Source organism: Sporosarcina sp. E16_8 (genome assembly GCF_017347095.1).
Classification (GTDB): Bacteria; Bacillota; Bacilli; order Bacillales_A; family Planococcaceae; genus Sporosarcina.
In genome coordinates, this window is the sequence record NZ_JADPRZ010000004.1 from 1 (window position 1) to 15,571 (window position 15,571).

Genomic DNA, 15,571 nt, shown 5'->3' on the forward strand with positions numbered 1-15,571 from the left:
GGTCACACCCGTTCCCATCCCGAACACGGAAGTTAAGCTCTTCAGCGCCGATGGTAGTTGGGGGTTTCCCCCTGCAAGAGTAGGACGTCGCCGGTCTCATTGAAAGGTCATTACCTAATAGGTGGTGGCTTTTTTTGTGTTTATATTTAATGGGATATGTCAGGGGAAATTGCGAGGGTGCAAGGAAATAATTCTCTATTAATAGAAATTTACATTCGAATTTAATCAAACCTATTATATGATTGGTCAGCGATGGGATATGCTTGTTCCTCGAAGTTATATGTTTGACCATTTAACCAACCAAGTAATACAATTCATTCCTCCACATTTCGATATTCCTTCATAGTCATCCTATTGCTTTCTTTAGAATAGGGTATATTGAAGTAGAGGGGGTTCCAAATGACAATTATTAAAAACGTAGTGGTTCGTTTTTTCAATGAACGCTTTTTTGATCAGGCAGCGCAGACGGCGTACTATCTTCTATTGTCGATGTTTCCATTTTTCCTCTTTATCCTTTCCTTGCTTAGTTTGTTTCCGGTTAATGAAGAGATGCTACTAACATTTCTCAGACCTTTTACGCCTGAGGAAGCGTTCACTGTAATAGAAGAAAATGTTCAAGCGGTTCTTAATAAGGGTCATGGTAAGGTGTTATATGCAAGCCTAGTGACAGCGTTTTGGATTACTTCGATGGCAGTACAGTCGCTTGCGCGTTCACTTGACCTGGCGAATGGTTATGTACGTCGTTATGCGTTTTGGAAAGTACTGATACGTGATCTTGGGGTGACGCTTCTTTTTATGTTGGTCATTCCGTTATCATTGTTTCTTCCAATTATCGAAAAAGCTTTATATAGGGTTGTGACCTATTACGATACAATCGAGGAATGGCAGGGTTGGTTTTATATTTGGCCGAACGTTAAATGGGGCTTGGGAACGTTGTTTCTGTTTTTATTTTTTCTATTGTTTTATAAAGTTGTGCCAACAGGTAAGATGAAGTTTAAAGAAGCACTTCCGGGAGCGATTTTTTCTGCTATTGGATGGCAGTTATTTTCACTTGTGTTCGGTAGCTATGTTTCGAATGTTGATTATACTCGTTTATATGGACAATTGTCGGGTATTATTCTGCTGGTTATCTGGTTTTATTTGACTGCAGTCATTATTTTAATTTCAGGTTTGTTAAATTCGGAATGGCGGAAGTTATCCAGTCGAAAAAGGAGGAAAATAATAGGATGAAAATACTTGTGGTAGATGATGACCCAAATATTTTAGAGCTGGTAAATATCCAATTGACTCAGGCGGGGTATTCGGTTTTGAAAGCATCTGATGGATTTGAAGCGCTCAAGGTATTGGAAGAAGAATTACCAGATTTAGCAGTGGTTGATGTAATGATGCCTGGGATGGATGGGTATACGTTAACTAAGAAGCTCAGGGCAGAGGCGGATATTCCAGTTTTATTGCTGACGGCTAAGGGGGAACTTGAAGATAAGGAAAAAGGGTTCCTTGCTGGTTCCGATGACTATGTTGTGAAACCCTTCGAGCCGAGAGAATTGTTATTTCGGATAAACGCGATTTTGCGTAGATACGACAAAGCTGTGGACGTGTTCATTCAAGCTGGCCCGATGAAAATAAATCGACAGAGTTATGAAGTCTCTGTTGGTAAAAAAGTACTGCTTCTTCCGCTAAAGGAGTTTGAATTACTTTCAGTTTTAGCATCACGGTCAAATCATGTATTTACAAGGGAGATATTAATCGAGAGGGTATGGGGTTATGACTATGAGGGCGATGAACAGACGTTGAATGTTCATATCAAGCGGATTCGAGACAAGTTGGCGAAGCTGACGGGCGAGGTGTCCATTTTAACGGTGCGGGGTGTTGGTTATAAGCTTGAAGTGTCAGCGTCATGAGATCGTTGTACGGGAAATTCATCGCGATGACGGCGGTTATCATGATAGCGAGTGCTCTTATTGCATTTCTCGCGGTCAATACATATTACCATCAACAGTTGAAAGGTCAAAATGACGAAAAAAATATGAGCATCGCAAAAAGCATTGCATCGTTCATTGAATCGGATAAGGAATTAGATCTGGTAAACTACTTTGAAGCGCAATCTGCCGTCGGGTATAAGCTCTACGTTGTCAATGAAAACCAAGTAGCGACGATGTATGGAGAAGTATTTCGGGTAGAAAATCTTTCAGACAGAGTTATAGATCAAGTATTGAGTGGGGCCGTGTATCATGGGATGAGGGATCTCCCAAGCAAAACGTTCGTAACCGGTTTTTTCTCAAATGAATTAGCAAATACCGTGGGGGTACCCTTTGAATATGATGGAAAAACATATGCTCTATTTTTACGCCCAGATATTAAGATGCTCTTTACGGAAGTGCATTACATCCTTGGTGGGATGGTGCTTGTCATGGCAGTTGTTAGTTTGCTAGCGATGTTAATAGTGGCTAAAATGTTAATTGATCCAATTACAGAGTTAACCGCTGCGACGAAAAAGGTTGGGGAAGAACAGTTCTCTGGGACGCTCGATATCAACCGAAGAGATGAAATCGGGCAGCTGGCGAAAAGCTTTCAGCTGATGACGACAAAACTTAGCGAAAATGATCGGATACGCAAAGAATTTATAAGTGATGTGTCGCATGATTTCCAGTCACCATTGCTTAATATAAAAGGATATGCGGAGCTGTTGTTGGATGATAAGCTCACGGCAGATTCACGGAAAAGTTATGCTAACGTTATTCAATCGGAAACGGAACGATTGTCTTCATTGACCAAACAGTTGCTCCTTCTTACATCACTCGATCAGTTATCATCTCCTCTTGAAAAAAGGACTTTCGACTTGGACAAGCAGCTGAAGGAGACAGTCCGCAAGTATAGATGGTTGTTGGAAGAGAAGGAAATGACGTTAGAAATGGATATCGAAGAGGTTCGTTTCACTGGCGATCCTGCATTTCTTGAGAAAGTGTGGGAGAACCTGTTATCGAATGCGCTAAAGTATACAGAGATTGGCGGGGCGATTGAAGTTGTGTTGACGGAGCAATCGAATCAAGTTGAGGTCCTTATCAAAGATAACGGAATAGGCATTGATGAAGAAGTACTTGGGCGTGTTTTTGATCGTTTTTATCGAGCAGATGATTCGAGAACGCAGGAAACAGGTGGAACAGGACTTGGATTATCCATTGTCCAACAAGTCGTGAAACTGCACGGTGGAACAATTGACGTTGCTAGTCATAAAGGGCAAGGCACGACTTTTACTGTTGTGTTTCCAAACTTGTAATGTCCTGTTCATCTTGCGTTCATATTGGATGTCTAAGATAAGGGTATACCATTAACATTACAGGAGGAATTTAATATGGAGAAAAAGTGGAGTTTACGCTTGATTCGTGTAGCGGCAATTTTTGGTTTAATCGGGACAGTATTAGGTTCACATATGGCGGGAGCCGGATCACCGGCATTTCGTCCAATTCATGCGCATATTCTATTAGTAGGTTGGTTGTCCCTATTTGCTTGGGGCGTCTTCTACCGGATTTACAAAGTTCGCGCGAATAAATTGGTTGCGATTCACGGCTGGACGGGAATTATTGGAGCAATCGGTCTGACATCTGGTATGTGGCTACAGTTCATGAAGCCGTTTGGAGTGAATGAAACAGTGTCACTCATTCTTTACATCGTCGGTGGAACAATCTTACTAATTAGCTTTGCATTGTTTGTCATCATTACGTTTTTAACTGAAAAAGAAAGTAAACGTTAATTGAAGCAGCTAGTTTCGGGTAGTTAAAATACTCCAGTACAAAAAGTCACTTCCTTGATCAAAAAAGGAGGTGACTTTTTGCGTTAGGAATTAAACTCGATATTTATTTTTCCGTTTACGAGGGTTAAGCTCGCATCAAACTTCTTGTCGGAATTGGATACGAATCCTTTTATAACATTCGTTTTCCCCTTCGTACAAAGAAGCTTCACTTGAGCGGGCGTGAGCTTTTTCTTCAAAAAGACAGCGGGAAAAGTCTGCTTGCAGCCGCTTGCGTAGGAGCTGCAGCCATAAAACTCTTTTCTTGCAACGATTGTACCTTGTTTACAAGCAGGACATGCTACGATGCCATTTTGAACGGGTGCGGATGAAGAAGAGGCAGTAGAAGTAGAAGTCAGTTTGATATCGATCTTCTGAGACTTCAGCTGACCGGGTACTTCTTCCAATAAGCTATAGATGAACTTCGCAATGCTTCCGAGAAAACGTTCCCCAGTTCCTTCACCATTACCGATTTTTCGTAAATACGCTTCCCATTTAGCCGTCATGGATGGGCTTGCGAGGAGATTCCCTTCGATTGCCTGACAGAGGATGCGCCCCTTATCCGTAATAGAAACAATGTTCTTCGTCACATCGATGTAGTTATGCCGTTTTATCGTTTCAATGATACCGCTTCGCGTCGCTTCAGTACCGAGTCCTTCGATTTCTTTCAAAATATCGGTTTCTTTTTTATCCTCAACAAGTTTCCCACATGTTTTCATCATTGCGATTAGCTGACCCTCCGTATACGGTTTCGGCGGCATCGTTTTGCCTTCTTTAATACCGATATCACTCTCAACGGGTTCGTGCATAACGAGTGGAGGTAGCGTTGGCTCGTCCTTATCTTTGTCATTTTCCTTAGCCGAACGGACGAACAATGCTTTCCACCCTTTATCGCGTTCCGTCTTGCCGATTGTGAAGAAGGGGAGGTTGTTGACGTCCGTCGTGACCTTCGTTTCAGTGTACAGGTAATCGGTATGGAACATAGCGAGAGTGGTCCGGACAACTTCTTCGTATAAGTTGCGCTCGATAGTTGAGAGCCCAGCCAGTACCCCTTGTGACGGGATTTTCTTCGTTGGAATGATTGCGTAATGTTCTTGCACTTTTGAGCTGTCGACATAGCGCTTTTTCGGAGCGAGCGATGCGACAGGGAAAGTATGACCGATAAGTTGCTGATACTCTGTTACTTGTCCAGCGAGATAGGTGAACTCACTCGGCGTGATATACCGCGAATCCGTCCTTGGATACGTCACGAGTTTCTTTTCATAGAGTCCTTGCATCGTCTTCAACACATTCGCGGGACTCGTTTTCCACAAGCGGTTTGCAGTTGCCTGTAGTGTAGACAGTGCATGTAGCTGCGGAGGCGGGGTCCGTTTATCGATTGTTTCCACGGAAGTAAGGACACCAGGTGATTTTGGGTGGATGTTATGTTTCGCGAGAAGGTCCCGGATAATTTCCCTTTTCGAATCCTTTGCTTTGGCCTTCCCTTTATACGTCCCATTTTTGGCAGTAAACGTCGCTTCTATTTCATAAAACGGCTCAGAAACAAATGCTTCAATTTCCTTTTGTCGCTGATAAATAAGGTAAACAGTCGGCGATTGAACCCGCCCGATTGAAAATACTTCTCGAATGCCGCGCGCTTGCAACAGGAGAGAGTAGAGACGAGAGCCATTCATCCCAACAAGCCAGTCACTAATTTGCCGGGCTTTCGCCTCCTCATACATCAGAAGATCTTTACGATTGTCTTGTAGATTGGAGAATCCTTTGCGAACTTCATCGACTTCGAGCGAATTAATCCAAAGCCGCTTTATCGTTTGGTTTTTTGCACCTGTTTGATAATAAATACTATAGAAGATATTCGATCCTTCACGGTCAACGTCACAGGCGTTAATGACAGTATCCGTAGCTTTAATCAGCTTTTTCACAATGGCGAACTGTTTGGTTTTCCCTTTTGCGACTTGAAACTCATAGCGGTCCGGCAAAATGGGTAAACTGGCAAGTGACCACTTGGCCCATTTTGGATCGTACTCTTTCGGTTCTTTTAGTTCGACAAGATGGCCGATTCCCCACGTAATATATGCACCTTCTGAAAAAATAGGGGAAGGTAATAGCTCTAAATAACCTTCATGTCGTTTAACGGAAAAAGCATCTGCGTAAGCCTTCGCTTGTGATGGTTTTTCAGCTAGGATTACTGGCTTCATAAAAAAACCTCTTTTCTTTATACAATGAAACAGTAGTTCTACTAGTTGCATTATCTCATAATTGGGGGAGGTTTGCTTGAGTGAATGACTGATTGTCAGCCATTATTCACCGTCTTTGTGTAAGGTAATAAAGCTGGATTCATGTGTTCAACATACATAATTACTTTTTTTGAAAAATCCTTCAGTGAAAAACTCAAAGAACTTTAGAGGAAATTCACATTAAATGAAAAGTTAATGATAACATTGTTATGAATATTTAATTTATTATACAGAGAGAGAAGGAATTGGATGATTTATGAGTTAAGTAACGATTTGAGAAAAAATCTTATCCCAATGTTTGATGGTATGGATAGCACTATTATTCTTTCTTGTCTTCAAGGGCATATGGGAACAGCATGGGTTGACGACCTTGAAAATCCTACAGTTGCCCAAGTGGAAGTGGGAATTTTGTTTTTTTTGCTGGAAACCCTAATGCAAAAATAGCGGAAGAACTTCTAAACAATCTGTCGGATTATAATCTCGTTATTGTTAATACTGATGCATGGAAAAAGCGTATCGAAACAGTACATAAAGGCTCAATAGAGAAGTTTCAACGGTATAAATTTAAAAAGAATCCAGAACATCTTGATAAGAGTTATATACAGAACTTATTATCTCCATTACCAGAAGGATATGAATTGAAAAAAATAGATGCGACAATAGCGAAAGAATCATCTTTTCATGAGTTATCAGAAGATTTTATAGCTCAGTTTAATTCTGTAGATGACTTTATAAATCGAGGAGTAGGTTTTACTATTTCGAATAAGGAACAAGTCGTATGTGGGGCAACATCATTTAGTATTTATGATGGTGGAATTGAGATTGAAATTGCTACAGATCCTCAACATAGGAAAAAGGGCTTGGCAACAATTACAGCTTCTGCGTTGATATTAGACTGTCTGGAGAGAGGGATATATCCAAGTTGGGATGGAGCTAATAACGAATCAGTTAAATTAGCTGAAAAACTCGGATACATATTTAAAGAATCATATGATACGTACTTTATCGAATATGTAAAATAATGCCGAGTAGTATTTTTCTGTGCTTCAAGTTCGGACTATTTAGAGGTCCAGGTTAATTCATACTTTAATACTTTAAATGCGACTATAATATAATGCGAAATAGTTAAGCCCACTCAGTGATTGAACTGACGAAGAGTCTAATGGGGGTACTCTTTGATTTGACACCTTTTGGGAAAATATCACGGAAGGAACTATTCCTGGAATTAAAGATTCCTTCTTAGTAGCTACTGGAGTCGCAGTTGGTGCATTTGTTTTGTCAATATTTGTTTAAAGAACGACATTTTCAAAACCGAGGCAAGCCGAAGAGACAAATGAAGTAAAATAATACTCAACTCTCAATAGAAGTGCTAAAGCCAGGGATCCATATGATCTCTGGCTTTAAACTTGTCCACCTAAACTTCCGTGTCTAGCGAACAATCGATATGAAGATGGCATAGTCTATACAGATATAAGTTCGATTAGCAACGGAGGTAAAGGGATGATAAACTTTCAAGCTTTTAATGGCACGGTAACGATGATTGATGATTTTTCGATAGGGCAAAATAATGAAGCTGGTTGCTATAAACTAATAGCCGTGGATAACGGGAATGGGACATTAGTCAATTTCGTTGTGGCACCTACGACTTACTTTGTAGATCATTTAAGGGTGGCAGTTGGGGATAGGGTAACAGGGTTTTATGATGCAAACGCGCCAGTTCCTTTCATATACCCGCCGCAATATCGAGCGCTCGTGATGGCCAAAGATACGCCCTATCAACACGTGAAAGTAGCCTTTTTTAACAGCCGTTTGGAGAGTAGCGACGGCACATTAAAGTTAACCGTTTCTCCACATACTCAAGTATTATTGGAAAATGGGCAAACCTTTACGGGGAATATTACAAATCGAAATCTAATTGTTACTTATGGCGCTACTACTAGAAGTATCCCGGCTCAAACCACACCCCACCAAATCATTGTCATTTGTTAGCGGTTTGGACTGAATGATAGGTACCTATTCAAACAAACTACAATAGCATAAAAAAGCTCGGTCATATTCAATTTGACTGAGCTTTTTGTTGTATATGATTTTTTCGCAACAGCGGATAATGTAATTCGGTAGTGGATTACGATTACCAACTATAAAGCAAAAACACTTGAAACTGAATTTTCATATGTTTAGCCTTACCTGAAATAAGAAAATTTTCAATGATGGAAACAACTGAATACCTTCTTGAGTTAAATCTGTTTGATTTCAGTTGGAATATCTCGGAATTCTACTGATTCTAGAAATCCATTAGACTTCATCTTATCCAGAAACTCTATCAGTTCAATTTTCATTTGATATAATTGCATATCTCTAAAATTAACATCCAATTGTTCGTTCGTCGTTTCTATAGGCATAATATCACTCCCTTCGAAAGAATGGTATGCAGGTTTGCATTAAATTTAATATATTGGAAATGACTCTAGAATCGCGTACTCGTACTTTAGTATCACTATGTTGACTAATACCTTTACCTGTCTTTCTTTCCTTAAAGGCTTCATCAAAATAAATGTCTTCAATTCGCATGAGTACTACCCCCCATTTCTTTGCTGAATTAAACATAACACTAACAAGACTAAAGTAATATTCAATTAGGTTGGGACATTTTATTTGAAAACATGCTTTTTTTTGGCATTTCGTTAATTAATTTCTCACAATAAAGTGGTATGATAAATGTAACGTATGTACTATGCTATATAAGAGAGGGATTCGCTTATGAAAGTTGGTCATTTGATAAGGGCAGAACGAATTAGACAAGAGATGAAACAATTAGTATTAGCAAAAGGAATCTGCACGCCTTCTTACTTATCTAAAATTGAACGGAATTTAATTTTCCCAAGTGAAGACATAGTCCTGTTACTATTCAATCGATTAGGCATAGATCCGTCGAAGTTACAGAATAATGATAAGAAAACTGAAACTGATTTTGAGAAGATGCTGGAAGCTACTTACAAAGAAGTAATTACAAATCGAGATGAAAGTTTTACTAAACAAAAACTGGAGTATTTAGAACAACACAGTCCCTTATTTGAAAATCAAACGCTGTACTACACTTACCTTCTAATTGTATTAAGGTTCCGCATTATTTCAGGCAGTAATTTGAATGAAATAAAAAAGGGAATTGAAGATCTTGAAGAATTAAGCAAAGATTTCAACCCAAGGCAAGCCTATTTATATAAGTTAAATAAGGCAATTTACTATTATTCAACAGAAAACCGCAATAAATCGATCGAATATTTCGAGGATGCGTTATTATTAGGTGATAATAATTCTTTAGAGGTTTGGGAAAAAGCAGAATTGAATTATATGATAGGAGTAGTATACACAGCTGATGGTCGTATATTTGCCTCCATTGAATATACAAGATACGCGCTCGACTATTTTAGAGAGAATTTTTTAATGAAGAGAGTGCTGGATTGTTATATACTTATTGGAATTACTCGTAAGAAAAGCGAACAGTTTCAAGAAGCATTGGAATCCTATACGAAAGCAAAGCAAATTTGTGATGAATTTAATTTACACAATGAAAAAGGTATTGTTTACCACAACTTAGGTTCTTTATGTGGGACAATGGGCAATAGTGAAGATGCAATTCGTTACTATAAACAAAGTATTAAATTTAGAACAAAGAAAGACAGCCCTCTTATTTCTATACTTTGTTTAGTTATCGAGTATTCAAAAATGAATCATCAACAGTTTATTAATGAGTGGTGTGATAAAGGACTTTCTTTACTTTCACAATTAAGGGATAATAACTTCACATCGTATTATCATCATTTCACCTTTTTTAAATCATTTCATAGTGAACAGGGTTTATCCGGAAAAGTTACCGAAGATGCGATTGATTATTTTAAAACAATTCAAGACTATCAATATGCACATAAATATTCAATTGCACTAGCAGAATGGTATTACAACAACAGGAAGTATAAGCTGTCATCTATTTGCTTTCAAGAAGCGAATAGATATGGTTACTTATATAGAAAAATTAATAGATGGGAGGACTTGTAATGAAGAAATTATTATCTATTGTTTTACTTGTAGTAGTTTTAAGTGGTGTTGCTGGTAATCAAGCATTTGCAACTAAAGATGAGGTACCTAAATTGTTCAGAACATCTAGTTTTACAATTGAACTCCTAAAATAAGTACTGTAAAGGGAGCAACTCTTAACCGAGTTGCTCCCTTTACATTTGATGCTTAAAATGAAGACCAGTGTTTTGGACGAGAGTAAGTGCGGTAGTTTTTTCTTGAATCGCCCTTAGCTAAGCTGATTTCAACTTGAATGAGAATGAGAGCGACGTATTCATGAATTAATTGAACTGAGTAAGTTGGCAGATTAGGCGGACTAGATGTTTTCACAGTAGGGGGAGAGTCATCAAACGCATTTACAACACAAGCACATACAGTCATTATGGGCGCTATAGCACAAGCAACAAAAAATAGGAAAACGCAAGTTCTGTAACTGTGCTAAGTGTATCTGATCCTGTAAATGTCTTTGAAGGTTTTACCGCAACCACAAAGTGGTTTATCTGCCAAGTCGGCGTGCAGTGGGTGGACCACCTGTGAGTGCTATTCCAGCCATACTCAAAGATGTTTTTGATTTATTACCAGTCAATGCGTTCTGAGATAAAGTGGTAAGGGTGCTTGTAATAGCTAGTACAGCGAAGTATTATTTGATGGCGGACACTGTGCTTCTTGTCGATGCTTACGTAGGTATTTGTAAAGTGAAAGTCGAGGAATATGGTTTTGAACTAGTTAATGGTGGGATTAAAAATACAACCAATTATTGCTAGTAGGCCGTTTTTGTGCGATGGGAACTTAGAAAGAAACAATGAAAGGCGGAATTACTTAAATTGAAAAACTAGGCATAATAAAAAATCCCAGCAATCTCGTTGAAGCTTACGATGAGATTGCTGGGATTTTAGTCACTAATGACAGTCACTCAAGAAGAATGAGCTTTACCTTTTTTTCGTTTTCAAATAATAGATAATGGGCATTCCCCACTTTATCTTCTATATAGTCGAGTGAATAATTACCGAATGGATCCGCTAAATCTCCAAGTGCCCGAGATAGATTATCAACCGCAAGATTTAGCGTTTGAAACTGTCTAGGTTCATTTTCTCTGTTCATCTCATCCATAATTTCATGAGCTAGGCGCTGAATCCGACGTAAGCGCACTTCTTTTGTTTGCATGATAGCCTCCTCTATATATCAACTTCTATAGCCTAACTATATGGCTATTAACGGGAGTTCATGAGTAGATATATAAATTAATTCGGATAACCGCTCACAAGCGCTACTTAGTCTCCGGTTCGAAAAGTTATTTATTTATTATCGTAACAAGCTTGCGAATATCCGTGCGTGGTTGAGTTTCGGGTAAAGGTTCACGATAGCAAATCATCAACGTCGCGATTACCTTCTCGCCAGTAAGGTCACCGATACCCTCCCTGAATACTGGGGCGTATACCCAATCATTAGTACGCCAAATCATATCAATTTCCCTTTCCCATGCCGCAAGCTGGAAGTTTTGAATTAGTGAGGAAACTGCCCCAGCGTGCAATCTAAGTAGTATATATAGATTCCTCCATTAGTTTTCCGAATCGAGATTCATTCATTCAATTGAATTTACTTATGAACTAAGGTTGAATATGCTAGTCATATAGGGGTCTTAACTGAAAGAAGGATGCTATATGGAATATATTTTGCTTTATTTCATCGGGTTTGCTGCAACAACGCTTGGTACATTAGCTGGGGGCGGGGGACTCATCAGTTTACCGGCTATGCTACTAATGGGATTGCCGGTTCATTCAGCAATTGGGGCGAATAAAGTATCAAACACAGTGAGCTCATTTTCGAGTTTTCTTGTGATTTACAAAAATAAGGAAGTAACAGTCAAAGAAGCGCTTAAGGTTGTTCCAATTAGTCTTGCCGGAGGGATTACAGGCGGGGTTATCGCCTCCTTTTTGAAAGAAGAATGGATGATTGTTATTGCGATAATCCTATTAACCTTCGCATTCATCTCATCCTTTTTTGGGAAAGCGGATTTTGATGGCGATGAATCATTTCGTGTAACTAAAAAGAGTGCTACTTCATTGTATGGAATCGGTATTTACGACGGCGTTTTTGGGCCAGGTAGCGGAACATTAGCCTTATACCTGTATGCTCGATTGAAAGTTTCTTATTTGAGAGCAGTCGGATTGTCTCGCATCATGATTTTTTCAAGCTGTTTCGGTGCCTCAATTAGTTATATTTCAACTGGAAAAATAATATGGCCGCTCACGATTGCATTAATGCTCGGTTCGATAACTGGTGCACAACTTGGTGTTCGCCTCGCACGTAAATTGAAAACAGAGCATGTTAAGCCGATACTTCGCATTGTAACTGTGCTTCTGATTATACAGATTGGTGTAAAGTATTTGGGGTAAAGTGTTTAAAGACCAAAGCAAAATCGGAACACTTTTCATAAGTAAGGCATTTAATTAGTATGATGGAACAATAACTAATTGAAGCTAGTTAATTTAAAAAGGGGGATTACATATTAAAATACTCATCGTTGGTGCAAGTGGAACGATTGGCAATGCGGTTACTAAAGAATTGGAGAAAGATCATGAAGTGATCCGCGCGGGACGAAATGGTACAGATGTATCCGTTGATATTACGTCAGTAGAGAGCATTAAGAAGATGTATGAACAGGTTGGCAAAGTTGATGCTGTAATTAATGCGGCAGGGCGTGCTCATTTCGACGCAGTTACGGATATGACACCCGCGTTGAATGACGTGGGGATTGATAGCAAACTAAAAGGGCAAGTCAATCTAGTACTTTTAGGTTTTGATAATATGAATGACGGTGGGAGTTTCACGTTAACGACGGGGGTTATGATGGATGATCCTATCGCGAAAGGATCTTCGGCGGCTCTAGCAAACGGCGGCGTTAGAGCATTTGTTAAAGCTGCAGCCATTGAAATGCCAAGAGGAATTCGTATTAATAGCGTAAGTCCAAATGTTTTACAAGAGTCGATTCACAAATTTGGCACCCTCTTTCAGGGATTTGATGCGGTTCCTGTAAGTCGTGTAGTTCTAGCTTTCGAAAAAAGCGTCTTTGGCTTACAAACAGGCCAAAACTTTGAAGTCTATTAGTAAGCATATGAAAAGCCTTCCGTGAGAGTTTCTCGGAAGGCTTTTCATATTTATCCCGCATTAACGGGCAGTAAGACCCCCACATCAAGTCTTTATGGGCACAAGAAGAATCAGTGGGGGATCAACTGCCCGTAAAAGCCCGAATGGTTAAACTAACAATCAGTGGGGGAAAAAGCCCCCCTCTGATTGAAGATTAACTATATTATTGTCTTTAAATCTCTTTCAAGACGTTTTTAATTAAATGTACAAATGCACTTCGAGATTGAGCAGCAACTTTAATTACATCCTCATGACTTAGCGGTTCATCTAGAATTCCACATGCCATATTCGTTAAGCACGATATTCCTAATACCTTCAGGCCCGAATGAATCGCGACAACTGCTTCAGGCACTGTAGACATCCCAATTGCATCTGCACCTAAAATACGAATCATCCGGATTTCAGCAGGTGTTTCGTAAATAGGGCCACTCCACCATCCGTAGACGCCTTCTCTTAATATAATGTCATTGTCACGTGCTACTTGTAATGCCGTTTGTCTCATTTCTTTATTATAAACCTCAGAAACGTCAGGGAAACGCGTTCCTAAATCATCGTTATTTTTACCAATCAATGGATTAATGCCAACTAAATTAAGATGATCAGTAATTAGCATTAATTCGCCCGGATTAAAATCAGTATTTACCGCTCCGCATGCGTTCGTTATAATCAGTTTCTCTATACCTAATGCTTTCATCACTCTGACAGGGAAAGTAACTTCATCTAAGGAATACCCTTCGTAGAAGTGATAACGTCCTTTCATGGCCACGACTGTTTTTCCTTCTAAACGTCCGATAACTAATTCATTTGCGTGACCAACTGCAGCTGATTTTGAGAAATAAGGAATATCCTCATATGGAATGACAACTCCGTTTTCTATTTCATCAGCAAGGGTGCCGAGTCCAGAACCGAGGATAATTCCTATTACGGGAATTTCTTTGGTTTTACTAAGAATGTAATTTTTAGCTTCTAAAATTTCTTCTGTTTTATGCATTAATGTTGCCTCCTATTAGATCTGGGGAATTGTCTATTCATTAAGGTGCTTTCATAGTCTAGTGGCTGTATAAAAAAGAATCAAGGATGTTTTTTAAAAGTTGGTATCAATTCACGGAATGACTAGGTCATCGTGAGCCTTCCATGACAGTCAGCAATTGTTCTGCGGATATCAAGCGTTCAACGCCACCTTGGACAAACGATTCATTCCCTCCGCCTTTTCCGTTAATAAGAGGGAGTGCAGCAGAGGAAACTTGCTTCATACTTGTTTCAACGGAAGCCCCGCGAGCCGCGACAAACTGTAGTCGATTATCATTTTCAGCAACGAGAAGTACAATTATTTCATCTGCTTCAGCTACAAGAAGTCTGGCAAGTTTCTGTAATTGTTGAACCGTTCTATCTGTAAAGAATGCTTTCACAATGCCTTGTTCCTGTTGGTCCAATAATGCTTTCGATTCAAATGCTAACAGTGCTTCTTGAGCATTTTCCAATGATTTCTCAAGTGAATGATTCATTTCCAATAACTTTTGTACCGCATCCGCAACACCATCGTCCGGCGCACTTACTAATCTTGACGTTTCCGCCAACTCCTGGTTTTTTCGTTGCAATTGCTGTAACACGCGTCCACCGCAAACGAAATGCACGCGCACTTTACCTCTATGCTTCTCTGTCGATAAAATCTTCAGCGCACTTACTTGTCCCGTTGCACTTGGATGTGTACCCCCACAACCGTTGTAGTCAAAATTAGGGATAATAACAAGTCGGATTTCGTCTGTTACTGCCAGTTGCTTGCGAAGTGGGTAGTGATGAAGTTCATCTTCAGTTACCCATTTTATTTCAATCAGTCTATTTTCTAAAATAATGTCATTCGCTAACTTTTCCACCGAGTTCAATTGTTCTGGTGATACATCCTCCACATCCAAATCAATCGATACAATTTCTTTTCCTAAATGGAAGCTTACCGTTGGAAACTCGAACAGTTCAACAAATGCTGCTGACAGAATATGCTGTCCTGCATGTTGTTGCATATGATCAGAGCGGCGTTCCCAGTCGATGACACCCTCCACTTCAGTCGCAGAACCGAGACTATCAGCCAATGTATGGCGAATCTCATCTTCCACTTCTTCCACATTGAGCACCGCAATACCATTCAATGTCCCCAAATCATGTGGCTGACCACCACCTGTCGGATAAAAAGCTGTATTGTCCAACACGACATAGTGATTTCCTTCTGCATCTTGCGCGGTTTTTATAATCTGCGCCGTAAACGAATTACGATATGGATCTGCATAATACAAACGATCTTTTAACATATATAATCGACTCCCATGGCTTT

The 15,571-nt window shown here is 39.5% G+C and carries 15 protein-coding genes, 1 rRNA gene and 2 pseudogenes; 13 read left to right on the forward strand and 5 right to left on the reverse strand.

Going from position 1 to position 15,571, the window contains the following annotated elements; translation table 11 throughout:
• The 5 genes from rrf to I2484_RS04800 form a co-directional block, all read left to right on the forward strand.
• Positions 1–96, forward strand: a 5S ribosomal RNA gene (gene rrf, locus I2484_RS04780); the annotation flags it as partial.
• A 303-nt stretch (positions 97–399) separates the two neighbouring features.
• Entirely contained in the window at positions 400–1,230 is an 831-nt protein-coding gene (locus I2484_RS04785; RefSeq protein WP_207149902.1) for a YihY/virulence factor BrkB family protein, read from the forward strand.
• The gene (locus I2484_RS04790; protein WP_207149903.1) at positions 1,227–1,901 is read left to right on the forward strand and encodes a response regulator transcription factor; all 675 of its coding nucleotides are present in this window, start codon (positions 1,227–1,229) and stop codon (positions 1,899–1,901) included. The genes I2484_RS04785 and I2484_RS04790 overlap by 4 nt, the downstream gene beginning before the upstream one ends.
• The gene (locus tag I2484_RS04795; RefSeq protein ID WP_207149904.1) at positions 1,898–3,277 is read left to right on the forward strand and encodes a sensor histidine kinase; all 1,380 of its coding nucleotides are present in this window, start codon (positions 1,898–1,900) and stop codon (positions 3,275–3,277) included. Before I2484_RS04790 ends, I2484_RS04795 begins: the two co-directional genes overlap by 4 nt.
• A gap of 75 nt (positions 3,278–3,352) precedes the next feature.
• Complete coding sequence (locus I2484_RS04800) at positions 3,353–3,751, forward strand: hypothetical protein (protein WP_207149905.1); 399 nt, start codon at positions 3,353–3,355, stop codon at positions 3,749–3,751.
• Between the two features lie 83 nt (positions 3,752–3,834).
• On the opposite strand, the gene I2484_RS04805 is transcribed toward I2484_RS04800, so the two are convergent.
• Entirely contained in the window at positions 3,835–5,985 is a 2,151-nt protein-coding gene (locus I2484_RS04805) for a type IA DNA topoisomerase (protein ID WP_207149906.1), read from the reverse strand.
• A 288-nt stretch (positions 5,986–6,273) separates the two neighbouring features.
• Between I2484_RS04805 and I2484_RS04810 the strand changes: the two are divergent.
• Together I2484_RS04810 and I2484_RS04815 are read left to right on the forward strand one after the other, a co-directional pair.
• Positions 6,274–7,046 (forward strand): annotated as a pseudogene (locus tag I2484_RS04810) (GNAT family N-acetyltransferase).
• A 478-nt stretch (positions 7,047–7,524) separates the two neighbouring features.
• Positions 7,525–8,013: a hypothetical protein gene (locus I2484_RS04815; protein ID WP_207149907.1), complete on the forward strand. Its 489-nt coding sequence runs from the start codon at positions 7,525–7,527 to the stop codon at positions 8,011–8,013.
• Positions 8,014–8,261: 248 nt separating this feature from the next.
• Here I2484_RS04815 and I2484_RS04820 read toward each other — a convergent pair whose 3' ends face one another.
• Positions 8,262–8,426 carry a hypothetical protein gene (locus I2484_RS04820; RefSeq protein ID WP_207149908.1) on the reverse strand — a complete coding sequence of 55 codons (165 nt, stop codon included), beginning with the start codon at positions 8,424–8,426 and terminating at the stop codon, positions 8,262–8,264.
• Between the two features lie 358 nt (positions 8,427–8,784).
• On the opposite strand from I2484_RS04820, the gene I2484_RS04825 reads away from it, so the two are divergent.
• The 4 genes and pseudogenes from I2484_RS04825 (at position 8,785) to I2484_RS04830 (ending at position 10,862) form a co-directional block, all read left to right on the forward strand.
• Positions 8,785–10,080, forward strand: a complete 1,296-nt coding sequence (locus I2484_RS04825) for a tetratricopeptide repeat protein (protein ID WP_207149909.1) — start codon at positions 8,785–8,787, stop codon at positions 10,078–10,080.
• The gene (locus I2484_RS21365) at positions 10,080–10,214 is read left to right on the forward strand and encodes a hypothetical protein (protein ID WP_255551098.1); all 135 of its coding nucleotides are present in this window, start codon (positions 10,080–10,082) and stop codon (positions 10,212–10,214) included. The genes I2484_RS04825 and I2484_RS21365 overlap by 1 nt, the downstream gene beginning before the upstream one ends.
• Before the next feature lie 147 nt (positions 10,215–10,361).
• Positions 10,362–10,575, forward strand: a pseudogene (locus I2484_RS21370) (LLM class flavin-dependent oxidoreductase); the annotation flags it as partial.
• Positions 10,576–10,709: 134 nt separating this feature from the next.
• Entirely contained in the window at positions 10,710–10,862 is a 153-nt protein-coding gene (locus I2484_RS04830; RefSeq protein WP_207149910.1) for a hypothetical protein, read from the forward strand.
• A 145-nt stretch (positions 10,863–11,007) separates the two neighbouring features.
• Here I2484_RS04830 and I2484_RS04835 read toward each other — a convergent pair whose 3' ends face one another.
• The gene (locus tag I2484_RS04835; RefSeq protein ID WP_207149911.1) at positions 11,008–11,262 is read right to left on the reverse strand and encodes a hypothetical protein; all 255 of its coding nucleotides are present in this window, start codon (positions 11,260–11,262) and stop codon (positions 11,008–11,010) included.
• 497 nt (positions 11,263–11,759) lie between these two features.
• On the opposite strand from I2484_RS04835, the gene I2484_RS04840 reads away from it, so the two are divergent.
• Positions 11,760–12,494, forward strand: a complete 735-nt coding sequence (locus tag I2484_RS04840) for a sulfite exporter TauE/SafE family protein (RefSeq protein WP_207149912.1) — start codon at positions 11,760–11,762, stop codon at positions 12,492–12,494.
• A gap of 112 nt (positions 12,495–12,606) precedes the next feature.
• Positions 12,607–13,206: a short chain dehydrogenase gene (locus I2484_RS04845; RefSeq protein WP_207150098.1), complete on the forward strand. Its 600-nt coding sequence runs from the start codon at positions 12,607–12,609 to the stop codon at positions 13,204–13,206.
• 211 nt (positions 13,207–13,417) lie between these two features.
• Here I2484_RS04845 and I2484_RS04850 read toward each other — a convergent pair whose 3' ends face one another.
• A complete protein-coding gene (locus tag I2484_RS04850) occupies positions 13,418–14,236 on the reverse strand; it encodes a purine-nucleoside phosphorylase (RefSeq protein ID WP_207149913.1) in 819 nt (272 codons plus the stop codon).
• A gap of 127 nt (positions 14,237–14,363) precedes the next feature.
• Entirely contained in the window at positions 14,364–15,548 is a 1,185-nt protein-coding gene (locus tag I2484_RS04855; RefSeq protein WP_207149914.1) for an alanyl-tRNA editing protein, read from the reverse strand.
• Positions 15,549–15,571: the final 23 nt, after the last annotated feature.

Coding starts and splice junctions, on each gene's coding strand:
- I2484_RS04825 (WP_207149909.1), top strand. CDS start 8,785: ATGAAAGTTGGTCATTTGATAAGGGCAGAACGAATTAGACAAGAGATG.
- I2484_RS04850 (WP_207149913.1), bottom strand. CDS start 14,236: ATGCATAAAACAGAAGAAATTTTAGAAGCTAAAAATTACATTCTTAGT.
- I2484_RS04795 (WP_207149904.1), top strand. CDS start 1,898: ATGAGATCGTTGTACGGGAAATTCATCGCGATGACGGCGGTTATCATG.
- I2484_RS04785 (WP_207149902.1), top strand. CDS start 400: ATGACAATTATTAAAAACGTAGTGGTTCGTTTTTTCAATGAACGCTTT.
- I2484_RS21365 (WP_255551098.1), top strand. CDS start 10,080: ATGAAGAAATTATTATCTATTGTTTTACTTGTAGTAGTTTTAAGTGGT.
- I2484_RS04840 (WP_207149912.1), top strand. CDS start 11,760: ATGGAATATATTTTGCTTTATTTCATCGGGTTTGCTGCAACAACGCTT.
- I2484_RS04805 (WP_207149906.1), bottom strand. CDS start 5,985: ATGAAGCCAGTAATCCTAGCTGAAAAACCATCACAAGCGAAGGCTTAC.
- I2484_RS04790 (WP_207149903.1), top strand. CDS start 1,227: ATGAAAATACTTGTGGTAGATGATGACCCAAATATTTTAGAGCTGGTA.
- I2484_RS04820 (WP_207149908.1), bottom strand. CDS start 8,426: ATGCCTATAGAAACGACGAACGAACAATTGGATGTTAATTTTAGAGAT.
- I2484_RS04835 (WP_207149911.1), bottom strand. CDS start 11,262: ATGCAAACAAAAGAAGTGCGCTTACGTCGGATTCAGCGCCTAGCTCAT.
- I2484_RS04855 (WP_207149914.1), bottom strand. CDS start 15,548: ATGTTAAAAGATCGTTTGTATTATGCAGATCCATATCGTAATTCGTTT.
- I2484_RS04815 (WP_207149907.1), top strand. CDS start 7,525: ATGATAAACTTTCAAGCTTTTAATGGCACGGTAACGATGATTGATGAT.
- I2484_RS04800 (WP_207149905.1), top strand. CDS start 3,353: ATGGAGAAAAAGTGGAGTTTACGCTTGATTCGTGTAGCGGCAATTTTT.